Here is a 10942-nt window from a genome sequence, read left to right as displayed (position 1 = left end):
GAAGACGCCCGGGTACTGGCCAGGCTGATGCAGACCCTCGATGAGCTTCCCTTCCCTACGGTGGCGCTGGTGCAAGGGGCCGCCTACGGCGGGGCGCTGGGCCTCATCTGCGCCTGCGATCTGGTGCTGGCCAGCGACGATGCCCGCTTCTGCCTCTCTGAGGTGAGCCTGGGTCTGGTGCCTGCGGTGATTAGCCCCTACGTGGTACGTGCCATGGGAATGCGTCAGGCGCGCCGCTACATGCTCAGTGCCGAGCCGTTCGATGCCATTACCGCCTGTCGGCTCAATGTGGCGCATCAACTCTGCAAACCGGATCAACTGCTGGCGGAGGGACGGGCGCAGGCCCTTCGTCTGTGCCGCAACGGGCCGGAAGCGATGAAAGAGACCAAACGGCTGCTGGCGGCGATAGAGGCCCATCCTTCCCGCCTGCACGAAGAGAAAACTGTCGAGACCATTGCCCGGGTTCGGGTGGGGCTTGAAGCCCAGGAGGGGATGCAGGCCTTCTTTGACAAACGCCCTCCCGCCTGGCGTCCCCGTTTCAAGGATGAGACATGACCCATCACACTCAGATTAAACGCCTGCTGATTGCCAATCGCGGCGAAATCGCCGTGCGCATCATCAAGACGGCGAAACGCCTCGGCATTCACACCATCGCCCTCTACTCCGATGCCGACGCCCATGCCATGCACACCCGTCTGGCCGATGAGGCCTGGCATCTGGGGCCCGCACCGGCCAGAGAGAGCTATCTCGACACCGGCAAGGTGCTGAAGATTGCCAAAGAGGCGCGCGCCGATGCTATCCATCCCGGTTACGGCTTTCTGTCGGAAAACAGCGATTTTGCCACCGCCTGCGAACAGCGCGGCCTGCGCTTTGTCGGCCCAAGCGGCGCCGCCATTCTCGCCATGGGCGACAAATCGGGCGCCAAGGCGCTGATGCAGGCTGCCGGCGTACCTGTGCTGCCTGGCTATCACGGCACGGATCAGCGGCCGGACTTTTTGCGCGATCAGGCGAGCCAGATTGGCTTCCCGCTACTTATCAAGGCCGCCAGTGGCGGCGGTGGCAAGGGGATGCGCCGGGTCGATCAGCTGGCCGACTTTGACGAGTCGCTGGCGGCAGTCAAACGGGAAGCCAAGGCCGCCTTTGGTAACGATCTGGTGCTGCTGGAGCGCTATCTGCCCCAAGCTCGACATGTGGAAGTACAGGTCTTTGCCGATAGCCTCGGCAACGCCATCTATTTGGGGGACAGGGACTGCTCCTTGCAGCGACGCCATCAGAAGGTGATCGAAGAGGCGCCCGCCCCCGACATCCCTCCGGCTCTGCGCCGCGCCATGGGGGAGGCAGCCGTGGCCGCAGCCAAGGCCATCCACTATCAGGGGGCTGGCACCATCGAGTTCCTACTCTGCAAGGATGAGTTCTTCTTTATGGAGATGAACACCCGGCTGCAGGTAGAGCATCCGGTCACCGAAGCGGTGACCGGGCAGGATCTGGTGGCCTGGCAACTGGCCGTGGCAGAAGGCAAGCCGCTGCCACTCACCCAGGAGGAAGTGGTGCTGCGCGGCCATGCGGTGGAAGCGCGCCTCTACGCCGAGGATGTGGCGGCCGGTTTTCTGCCCGCCAGCGGGCCTATCCACTGGCTCCACTGGCCCGTTGGCGTGCGCATCGACACCGGCGTTACCGCTGGCGATGAGGTCAGCCCCTATTACGATCCCATGATCGCCAAGCTGATCGCCCACGGCCAGAACCGCGCCGAAGCGTTCGCCAAACTGGCAGATGCGCTGGCGGCACTGGATCTCGGGCCGCTGGTGCACAACGGCCCGTTGCTGCTGCGCCTGTGTGAAGAGCCCGACGTCCTGGCCATAGGCCACCATACCCAGTGGCCCATCCCCACCACAGCGCAGCCCATTCCTGAGCTCGCCTGGCCGCTGGCAACCCTCTGGCTGGCGAGCCGCCCTGCGGGCACCTCCCCCTGGCAGCAAGCCTGCGGATTTCGGCTAGGGCCGGTTCGCTGCTGGACAGCGGCGGTGCGCATCGGTGATGAGCACCGGGCATTGACCCTTCACGATCATGGCGGCCAGTTTGAGTGGCAAGGAGAGACCCGTTGCCACCAAAGAGGTGACGACCATATCCGACTACAACAGGGTGGCGGCTGGCAACAGATCCCCATTCAGACGGTCGCAGGCTCGGAGGCAGCCTTCATCATGACCCTGGGGGGCCAGCGCATCCGCTTCGCGGCCGATGATCGGCAGCACAGCCACCACCATGAGCAGGCAAACGAGAAGGCGCAGGGCGCCATCGCGCCCATGCACGGCATAGTGGTAGCCGTACTGGTCGAGCAGGGGCAAACGGTCAGCAAGGGGCAACCCCTGCTGGTACTGGAGGCGATGAAGATGGAGCACCAGTTGCGCGCAGAGCGGGACGGGGTAATTGAGGCGCTGCAGTGCAAGCAGGGTGAGCAAGTTAGCCAGGGGGCCATGCTGGTGCGCTTTGCCGAAGAGACTGCTTCACAGGAGGAACATCCATGAACCGATCACAGGACGTCCGTGACGACAGGGTCAGTCTGGTGGAGATGGGGCCGCGAGATGGCCTGCAAAATGAAGCTGCGCCCCTCTCCCTGGTACAGCGGCTGGAGCTGATCCAGCGCCTTACCGACAGCGGCCTGCAACGCATCGAGGTGGGTGCCTTTGTCTCTGCCAAAAAAGTGCCGCAGATGGCGGACTCCGCAGCGCTGTTCGAGGCACTGCCGCGCAAGGGCTCAACCCGTTACGGCGCTCTGGTGCCCAATCTGCAAGGCTTGCAGGCAGCCATTGCCGCCCGCGCCGATGAGATTGGCCTCTTCACCGCCTGCTCCGACGGTTTTACCCGCGCCAATATCGGCATCAGCGTGGAGGAGTCGCTGGTGCGCTTCGCCCCGCTGGTGCAGGAGGCGCGCCGCCTCGGCATCAAGGTGCGTGGCTACCTCTCCACCGTCATCGCCTGCCCGTTTGATGGCCCGACCCGCCCGAAACGGGTCGCCGCCATGGCCGAACAGTTACTGGATCTCGGCTGCCACGAAATTTCGCTGGGGGACACCATCGGCGTTGGCACCCCGGGCACCGTGGCGCCCATGCTGGATGCGGTGCTGCACGAGATCCCGGCGGGGCGACTCGCGGTCCATTTTCACGACACCTACGGCCAGGGGTTGGCCAACCTGCTACCCGCGCTGGAGCGCGGCATTCGCACCATCGACTGCTCGGTGGCGGGGCTTGGCGGCTGCCCCTATGCGCCGGGCGCCTCCGGCAATGTGGCGTCAGAAGAGGTGGTCTACCTGTTGCACGGCCTTGGCATGACGACCGGGGTGGATCTCGACAAACTGGCGGCCACCGGCCAGTGGGTGAGCGAGCAGCTCGCTCGCCCCAACGGCTCGCGGGTCGGTCAGGCCCTACACGCCAATGCCGAGCGGCTGCGTGCCCGCCTCTGCCAGCCACACGCCCAGCAACAGGAGTCATGACCATGTCCCGTTCCCTGCCCGGCAAGGAGATCACCTACAGCATTTCGGAGCTGGCCCACGAGTTCGATGTCACGCCGCGCACCATCCGCTACTACGAGGATGAGGGGCTGCTCACTCCCCAGCGGGAGGGGCAAACCCGCATCTACAGCCATCGGGACAAGATCCGGCTCAAGTTGACCCTGCGCGGCAAACGGCTGGGGTTTAGCCTGGCCGAGATCCGCGAGCTGTTCGATATGTACGACACCGACAAATCGAGCAAAACCCAGCTCCACTCCATGATCCAGCTGATCGAGGCAAAACGCGGCGCCCTGCGCCAGCAACTGGAGGATATCCAGATGGTGATGGCCGAGCTGGAAGCCGCCGAACAGCGCTGTGTTAATTCCCTTAACAGCTTGAAAACTGGCGCAGATTAACCGAATCTGGGAGCATGCTTTTGCCTTGGGGATCCCATGAGATATTGGTGCTGGTTTTTGCTCTTGTTCAGCCTCTCTGGCTGGAGCCATCCCCTCATCAAGGTTGGTGGATACCCCTATGCCCCCTTTGTGGTCAAACTCCCCGATTCCCGCTATGAAGGGCTGACTCTGGAGCTTATCGACCAGCTCAATGCCGTACAGAAAGAGGTGACCTTCGTCTTTGTTCCCACCTCGGCCGCCAACCGTTACAAGGCGCTCGATCTGGGCCGTTTCTCGCTGATGCTGTTTGAAGACACCAAGTGGGGCTGGGACACCGATAAATTCAAGATGACAACCCCCTTCCTCGGTGGTGGCGAGGTCTATGTGGCCCTGAACAAAGCGGGCCGGGATCAGCGCTTTTTTGACGATCCTGCCAGCCATCACCTCATCGGGGTGACCGGCTATCACTACGGTGTCGGCCAGTTCAATGCCGATCCCCTCTACCTGCAGCGCAAGCTCAATATCACCCTGGTCAAAGACAATATCAGCGCCCTGCAAGCCCTGCTCAAAGGGCGTGGCGAGGTAGCCATTCTCAACGTTTCCTACCTTAACCAGTATCTGCTGGCCCACCCCGACACCGCCGACCAGCTGCTGATCTCGCAGAAATGGGATCAACAGTATCAACACCGCGCCATCCTTCACCCTGAGGCCCCCATTACCCCTGCCCAGCTGGAACAGTGGCTGGCAGCACTGCAACAAAAGGGTGAACTGGAGCGCCTTTGGACAAAGTACGGCGTACAACAGCACGCAACCCCATGATTACTATCCAGCTTTTCTGTACCATGGCGGGAACCAAATGGGAGTGCACCAAATGAACACCACCGAGCCCGCGTCCCCCAAGCTCCGCTTGCTGCGCTACCTTGCCTACGCTTTCCTGCTGTTTCTTATCCTGATCACTCTGCTGCTGTGGCAAACCCCCCGTCTGATCCAGCGCTATCTGCCCGGCTGGCTGGCCGAGCACTATGGCCTGCAACTGACGCTGGGGGAGATTGATGTAGGAGTGCGCAACCCTTCTCTCACCCTCGGCGCGACTGCCCTGCTCGATGCCAAACAGCAGACCATCATCGGTTTTGAACAGCTCTTTATCACCCCAAACCTGCAAGCCAGCTGGCAGCAGAAAGGGGTCGTGCTTTCCGCCGTCACCCTGACCAAACCCGTGGTGCAGCTGCAACGGCTGACAGACAAAAAAGGGGAGGTTCGACTCAATCTGACCGATGCGCTGACGACCCTGATCGCCCCTGCCCCCGCCCCCGAGCCCGAGACAGCCAGCGCCCCGCTACTGGTCGACATCGCCAGCATCGCAATCACTGACGGACATGTCCGCTATCAGGATCAGCGCAAGGAAAGTGAACCCGGCTGGTTGCCGCCCCTCAATCTGGAAAAAGTGACCCTCAAGCTCGATAACCTGCGCACCGAGGCAAATCACCCGACCGCCTATCAGCTGAGCGCCGCCATCAACGGCAAAAGCAGCCTCGCCGCTCACGGCAAACTCGATGTGATGAGCGGCATGGGTCAGGGTAAGGTGAGCCTCAAACAGGTCGACCTGAAACCCTTCGCCCCGCTCTGGGCACCCTATCTCAAGGTGGATCTGGCCAAGGGCCACGCCAATGCAGAGGTGGAGTACCAGCTTAAAGAGGGCAAGCAAGGTGTACTGTGGCAATTGTCCAAAGGCAAGCTGACCCTGGACAACTGGAAGCTTAAAAGACACAAGGGCGACGAATTTGCCCGCTTCGACCAGCTGGCCCTGAGCGATCTGGCTGTCGATGGCCAGAAACAGTCGCTCCAGATCGGCAAGGTCACTCTGCAACAACCCCTGCTCAAGGCCACCCTCAACCCACAGCAGGAACTGGATCTGGCTGACTTGCTGATTGAACAGGCCCCCGCCAAACCCGTCAAAGGGGCCCACGCCGCAAACGAGGTGGCCAACAATGCGGCGCCCAAGTCGGCACAACAGACAAAGGCAACCGGTAACGGCAAGAAACACGGGGCAGACAAACCCTGGCAGTGGCAGATCAAGCAGATCCTTATCGACAAGGGCGATCTCACTCTCACCGAATCGAGCAGCGGCAAACCGCAGGCACGCCAGCTCTCCGGCCTCAAGCTGGCATTGGGGCCACTGGGCAGCAAGGGGGAGCAACCGAGCAAACTGACTCTGGCCACCCAGTTCAACCAGAGCAGCCCCCTTGCCTTTGATGGCCAACTGACCCTGACTCCTTTCACCTTAAGCGGCGACATCAACCAGCAGGGGCTGCCCCTGACGCTGGCACAGCCCTATCTGGCCGATCAGGTACGCATCAAGGTGCAAAACGGGCTGCTGAGCAGCAAGACCCGCCTTGATCTCGCAACCACCGCCCAGGGAGATCTGAGCAAGCTGACCCTGCAAGGGGGGCTCGATATCAACGGGCTCAAAGTGGTCGATCGGGCAGACAATCAGCGGCTGCTGGAGTTCAACACCCTGGCTCTCACCGGTCTGACGTACGACGGCATCAGCCAGCAGATGCGGATCAAGGACATTGCTCTGAACAAGCCCTTCGCCCGCATCGAGATCAACGAAGATGGCACCACCAACCTGCAACAGCTGCTGTTGCCGCAACCGGCGGCAGCAAAAAGTACTGAAGCAAAGGCAGGCAGCAAGGCTCCCGACTTTCGTTTCACCATCGATCAGCTGCGCACCGAGCAGGGCAACCTGCGCTTTGCCGACCGCAGCCTGAGCCAAGATTTTGTGGCCGATATCGCCTCGCTGGGCGGCCAGAGTCGCCATATCAGCAATATTCCGGGGCAACGCTCCGATCTCGCCTTCAATGGCAAGGTGGATCGCTATGCGCCGGTGACCATTCGCGGCGGTACCAACTTGCTGGTGGCCAACCCGATCCTCGACATCGCGGTCGCTTTCCACAATCTGGAGCTCACCACCTTTACCCCCTATTCGGGCACCTATGCCGGTTATGCCATCGACAAGGGGCAGCTTTCCATGAAACTGCACTACAAGCTGGAGGGCAATCGGCTGGAGGGGGATAACGACATCACCATCAAGAAGCTGCAACTGGGCGAGAAGATCAAGAGCGATCAGGCCAAGGATCTGCCGCTGGGGCTGGCCATCGCCCTGCTAAGCGATGCCAACGGGGTGATACAGATGAACCTCAAGGTGAAGGGCGATCTCGATCAACCGGACTTCAGCATCGGCAATATCTTCTGGGATGTGCTGGGCAACACCCTGAGCAAGGCGATCACCTCCCCCTTCTCCCTGCTCGCCTCGCTGGCCGATGGCACCGAAGATCTCGACGAACTTCCCTTCCTGCCGGGGGATCCCGATCTCACCCCCACCCAGCAGGAGAAACTGGTCAAGCTGGCGCAGGCCCTCAAGGATAGACCCAAGCTCAGCATGAACATTCGCGGCAAGGTCAACTTCAACGAGGAGCGCCCCATCCTGCAACGGCAAAAGCTGGAGCGGGTACTGGCCAAGCTCACCGGCAATCAGGCGGATCTCGACCTGCTGGAACAGGACCCCGCCCTGCAAGAGGCGCTGGCCCAGGCCTATGAAGAGCGCTTTGGCGAAGATCTGGATGACCTGGCCGATCGGCTCCATCTGGATGAAGAGAGCGCGGCACTGCGGGCCCAGGCGGTGATCCTGCTGCGGGATCAGCAGCTCATCACCGCCAAATCCCTGCGCAATCTCGCCATGCGCCGGGCGCAAAATACCAAGGAGTTTCTGGTCGACAGCCAGGGGATCGCCCCGGAGCGGCTGTTCGTGCTCGACAGCCAGGTCAAGGAAGAGGACAAGGAAGCCAAAGTGCTCCTGACACTGGATCAGTGACGCCGCCGCACTGCGCAAATGCGTAATAAAAATACAACCCCTCAACTATTTTGACACCTTTTGCTCACCAAACAGCCTGCTTTGGTGAGCATTTGGCCTCTGATGCAAATAATCACGTAGTTTTTTTACGATTTATCCCCCTTGCCCCCTTGCGGGCGCGCCACAGCCTGCCTAAAATCGCGCGTCTTTTGTTAACCCCCACCTCTATTTTTGGAGAATGCCACGTGAGCGAAAAATTGGCCAACCCTGCCCCTCTGGGTCTGATGGGTTTCGGTATGACCACCATCCTGCTGAACATCCATAACGCAGGTTTCTTCCCCATCAGCGCCATGATCCTGGCCATGGGCCTGTGCTACGGCGGCATCGCCCAGATCATCGCTGGCATCATGGAGTACAAGCGTGGCAACACCTTCGGTGTGACCGCATTCACCTCCTACGGCCTGTTCTGGCTGAGCTTGGTTGTCCTGCTCGTCATGCCGACCATGGGTCTGGCCGAAGCCACTCCGCACGCCTACATGGGTTGGTATCTGCTGATGTGGGGCATGTTCACCCTGTTCATGCTGGTTGGCACCATCAACTACCCGCGCGCCAAGCAGTTCGTGTTCGCCTCCCTGACCGTGCTGTTCTTCCTGCTGGCCGCCCGTGACTTCACCGGCAGCACCCTGATCGGCACCATCGCCGGTTTCGAAGGCATCATCTGTGGCGCCAGCGCCATCTACCTGGCCATGGCCACCGTGATCAACGAGCAGTTCGGCCGCACCGTGATGCCGATCGGCGATCACAAGAAAGCCGCCGCCGTACAGCTGAAAGCCGCTGCCTGATAGGCAAGCCACTCAGATTGTGAAAAAGGCACCCTCGGGTGCCTTTTTGCTATTTCGAATAACCGTTCAACAGATCGATTATCAGCCAAGTGACTCGGCGTCCACCTCCCCCGCCAGCAAGCGGGTCGCGGGGAAACGCAGGGCGGGATCCTGGCTAAAGAACTGGCTCAGTTGCCGGTATACCGCGGGATAGACCTGCTGCAGCCGCAGCGGATCGGTAAAGAAACATTCGCAGCTAACGGCGAAAAACTCCGCGGGATGTTCGGCCGCATAGGGATCGATGGCGGTCACTTCGTCCCGGTCGAGCTGCTGGCACAACTCGTCGAAGGCGCTCTGAAAGGCCTGTTGCCACAGCTGGCTGCTCATCGGCCCCGGCAACGGCGGTGCTCCGTCCGCCTCACCGCCCAGCATGTCGAGCTTGTGAGCCAACTCGTGGATCACCAGATTAAAGCCATCCCAGTCGCCATCCTGCTGCAGCTCGCTCCAGGCCAGCACCAGCGGCCCTTGCGGCCAGGATTCGCCGGCGTTCTCCTCTTCAAACTCGCTCACCAGACCGAACTCATCCTGCACCTCCTGACGCCGGGTCACGGGCTCGGGGATGATGATGATTTCGTGAAAGCCGCGATACCAGTCAAGGCCAAGGTGCAAGATGGGCAACGCCGCCTGCAGCGCCAGCACCGCCTGTTGACGGCGGCTGAGCTCTACCCCGATCAGGGTCAGGGTCTTGCGCTTGAGTAGCTGCTGCCCCAAGCTGATAAGCGTTGTCTGCTCGGTGTCGCTGAGCCCTTGCAAGATGGGCACTGCCGCCAGCGCCTGACGCCACAGCGCCAACTCATCCTCACTCATGGGCGTTTGCGGGCGACCACCCAGCCATTTGAACCATCCCAGCACGCCTACTCCTTCTTTTGATGCAAAAAACAGGTTACAGCAGTTTGACGAACCGTTTCGGCCGCTCCTGATAATCCTGCGCCAGATAGAAACGGTGGGCCGCCTCGCGCTTGAGACTGCTGGAGAGTTCCAGCTGGGCGCAACCTGCGGCCCGCGCCATCGCTTCGGCGCCCTTGAGCAGGGCTGCGCCCACTCCCGCCCCTCTTGCCCCTTCATCGACAACCAGCGCCGAGATCAGGCCCCAAGCTGGTGCAACATGCAGCGGTGCCAGCTTGTGCCACACCAGCACGCCGACCACCTTGTCGCCCTGGGAGGCGAGCAGCACAACGCTCGCGGGATCCGGCGCCAACAGGCGCGCCGTCACGTCAGCGCCTTCGGCAGGATACCCCAATTGGGTGAACAGGTGGGCGATGGCGCTCCCGTCGTCGGCCTCAGGGGGACGGATCGTCAAAGTGTCAGGGTCATTTTTCATTGTTGGCCTCATGTTTGCTTTCCATTGTGTTACGCCCGTCACATTGTCTGGCGCAGATCAACAAGGAGGATCTCATCTTTACTCATAGAAAACGCTGCCTGCCATTATCCCCCCGCCCTTGTCAATTCACAAATTTGCAACAAGGCAACATTTTTCGCTGGGAAGCACCGATACAACTCGATATGTTACAAGCCATGCATGGCGCGTGTTTGCGCTCTGCTTAACCCCTCAACCTCGCGCTCATTTGTTAACTGGATTGTTAACAAACAGGGCCGAAAACAGTGACAGAGAGCGAGGCCAAGATCTCGCCAAGACAGCGCCACAAACACAACAAAGGAGTTGTTGTACATGAATGAAATCGTCAATGCCATCAATGGTGTAATCTGGAGCCCTGCGCTCATCTACCTGTGTCTGGGGGTCGGTCTTTACTTCTCCCTGCGCACCCGTTTTTTGCAACTGCGTCATATGAAAGAGATGGTGCGCCTGATGTTTGATGGCAAGAGCACCGATGCTGGTGTCTCCTCCTTCCAGGCGCTGGCCATGACCCTGGCCGGTCGCGTGGGTACCGGTAACATCGCCGGTGTGGCCACCGCCATCACCTTCGGTGGTCCGGGCGCCCTGTTCTGGATGTGGATGGTTGCCTTCCTCGGCGCCAGCTCTGCTTTCGTGGAGTCCACCCTGGGTCAGGTTTACAAAGAGAAGATCAACGGTGAATACCGCGGCGGCCCGGCCTTCTACATCGAGAAAGGGCTTGGCATGAAGTGGTACGCCTGGACCTTCGCCATCGCTACCGTCTTCGCCTGCGGCGTGCTGCTGCCGGGCGTGCAGGCCAACTCCATCGGCTCCAGCCTGCAGACCGCCTTTAATATCGATCCGAACGTCACCGCCGCCGGTCTGGCGCTGCTGCTCGGCTTTATTATCTTCGGCGGCGTCAAGCGTATCGCCAGCTTCGCCAGTACCGTAGTGCCCTTTATGGCGCTGGGCTACATCATCGTGGCTTGCGTCATC

10 protein-coding genes are annotated in these 10942 nt (G+C 60.9%); 8 read left to right on the top strand and 2 right to left on the bottom strand.

The features are described 5' to 3' along the window. The 7 genes from AB5Y92_RS14425 to AB5Y92_RS14395 form a co-directional block, all read left to right on the top strand. Positions 1-555: enoyl-CoA hydratase-related protein (locus AB5Y92_RS14425; protein WP_368227015.1), on the top strand; the 555-nt coding region annotated here is incomplete at its 5' end. Continuing rightward, positions 552-2522, top strand: a complete 1971-nt coding sequence (locus tag AB5Y92_RS14420; protein ID WP_368227014.1) for a biotin carboxylase N-terminal domain-containing protein — start codon at positions 552-554, stop codon at positions 2520-2522. The genes AB5Y92_RS14425 and AB5Y92_RS14420, both read left to right, overlap by 4 nt. Continuing rightward, positions 2519-3487, top strand: coding sequence for a hydroxymethylglutaryl-CoA lyase (locus AB5Y92_RS14415; protein ID WP_064337796.1), 969 nt, complete (start codon positions 2519-2521; stop codon positions 3485-3487). Before AB5Y92_RS14420 ends, AB5Y92_RS14415 begins: the two co-directional genes overlap by 4 nt. A 2-nt stretch (positions 3488-3489) precedes the next feature. After that, positions 3490-3900 (top strand): MerR family DNA-binding transcriptional regulator, encoded by a 411-nt coding sequence (locus AB5Y92_RS14410; protein ID WP_005351385.1) that lies wholly within the window; start codon positions 3490-3492, stop codon positions 3898-3900. Between the two features lie 36 nt (positions 3901-3936). Further along, positions 3937-4698: a substrate-binding periplasmic protein gene (locus tag AB5Y92_RS14405; protein WP_368227013.1), complete on the top strand. Its 762-nt coding sequence runs from the start codon at positions 3937-3939 to the stop codon at positions 4696-4698. Positions 4699-4750: 52 nt separating this feature from the next. Beyond that, positions 4751-7753: a DUF748 domain-containing protein gene (locus AB5Y92_RS14400; RefSeq protein WP_368227012.1), complete on the top strand. Its 3003-nt coding sequence runs from the start codon at positions 4751-4753 to the stop codon at positions 7751-7753. Between the two features lie 224 nt (positions 7754-7977). After that, positions 7978-8574 carry a GPR1/FUN34/YaaH family transporter gene (locus tag AB5Y92_RS14395; RefSeq protein ID WP_021230311.1) on the top strand — a complete coding sequence of 199 codons (597 nt, stop codon included), beginning with the start codon at positions 7978-7980 and terminating at the stop codon, positions 8572-8574. A gap of 81 nt (positions 8575-8655) precedes the next feature. Here AB5Y92_RS14395 and AB5Y92_RS14390 read toward each other — a convergent pair whose 3' ends face one another. Both AB5Y92_RS14390 and AB5Y92_RS14385 read right to left on the bottom strand, forming a co-directional pair. After that, on the bottom strand, positions 8656-9420 hold the full coding sequence (locus AB5Y92_RS14390; protein WP_234898548.1) for a zinc-dependent peptidase: 765 nt from the start codon (positions 9418-9420) through the stop codon (positions 8656-8658). Positions 9421-9496: 76 nt separating this feature from the next. After that, a complete protein-coding gene (locus AB5Y92_RS14385; RefSeq protein WP_201987826.1) occupies positions 9497-9934 on the bottom strand; it encodes a GNAT family N-acetyltransferase in 438 nt (145 codons plus the stop codon). Between the two features lie 348 nt (positions 9935-10282). On the opposite strand from AB5Y92_RS14385, the gene AB5Y92_RS14380 reads away from it, so the two are divergent. Continuing rightward, a partial coding sequence (locus tag AB5Y92_RS14380) for an alanine/glycine:cation symporter family protein (protein WP_368227011.1) occupies positions 10283-10942 on the top strand: 660 nt, incomplete at its 3' end.

The sequence above is a fragment of the Aeromonas sp. R1-1 genome, assembly GCF_040908495.1.
Lineage (GTDB): Bacteria > Pseudomonadota > Gammaproteobacteria > Enterobacterales > Aeromonadaceae > Aeromonas > Aeromonas veronii.
This window is presented reverse-complemented; position numbering and strand designations above follow the sequence as displayed.